This is a genomic window from Polaromonas sp. P1_E3 (assembly GCF_056405935.1).
In genome coordinates this window covers 1-1107 of record NZ_JBFUBD010000645.1, presented here as the reverse complement: position 1 = coordinate 1107, position 1107 = coordinate 1, and the positions used below count along the sequence as shown (strand labels likewise).

General features: G+C 59.5%; 1 protein-coding gene. It reads right to left on the bottom strand.

Annotated features, from left to right (window positions below):
* Window position 1: 1 nt before the first annotated feature.
* A partial coding sequence (rho, locus tag AC1D0Z_RS22465; RefSeq protein WP_477660356.1) for a transcription termination factor Rho occupies window positions 2-1107 on the bottom strand: 1106 nt, incomplete at its 5' end.

Below are 1107 nucleotides of genomic sequence, written 5' to 3'. Positions count from 1 at the left end.
GCTAACCGCCACGCCTCATCATGTCGAAGAATTCGTGGTTGTTCTTCGTGGCTTTCATGTTCTTGAGCATGAGCTCCATGGATTCGATTTCATCCATGTTGTACATGAATTGACGCAAAATCCGCGATTTTTGGAGAATTTCAGGTGCAAGTAGCAACTCTTCCTTGCGGGTGCCGCTGCGGTTGAGGTGAATCGCCGGGAACACGCGCTTTTCATACAGGCGGCGGTCCAGGTGGATTTCGCAGTTGCCGGTGCCCTTGAATTCTTCAAAGATCACTTCGTCCATGCGGCTGCCGGTGTCGACCAGGGCCGTGCCGATGATGGTCAGGCTGCCGCCTTCTTCAATGTTGCGGGCCGCGCCAAAGAAGCGCTTGGGGCGCTGCAGCGCGTTGGCGTCCACACCGCCGGTCAACACCTTGCCCGATGAAGGCAGCACGTTGTTGTAGGCGCGGGCCAGGCGGGTAATCGAGTCCAGCAAAATGACGACGTCCTTGCCGAGTTCGACCAGGCGCTTGGCGCGCTCGATCACCATTTCGGCTACGTGCACGTGGCGCGCGGCGGGTTCGTCGAAGGTGGAAGAAATCACTTCGCCGCGCACGCTGCGCTGCATTTCGGTCACTTCTTCGGGGCGTTCGTCCACCAGCAGCACCATCATGACCACTTCAGGGTAGTTGGCGGTGATGGCGTGGGCGATGTTTTGCATCATCACGGTCTTGCCGGACTTGGGCGGCGCGACCAGCAGGGCGCGCTGGCCCTTGCCGATGGGCGCCACGATGTCGATGATGCGGCTTGTCAGGTTTTCTTCGCCCTTGATGTCGCGCTCGAGCTTGAACTGCTCGCGCGGGAACAGGGGGGTCAAGTTCTCGAACATGACCTTGTGCTTGTTGTCTTCGGGCAGGCCGTCGTTGACCTTGTCGAGCTTGTTCAGGGCAAAGTAGCGCTCGCCGTCTTTCGGGGTGCGCACTTCGCCTTCAATCATGTCGCCGGTGTGCAGGTTGAAGCGGCGGATCTGGCTGGGGCTGATGTAGATGTCGTCGGTGCTGGCTGTGTAGCTGGAGTCCGGCGCGCGGAGAAAACCAAAACCGTCAGGCAGCACTTCCAGCACGC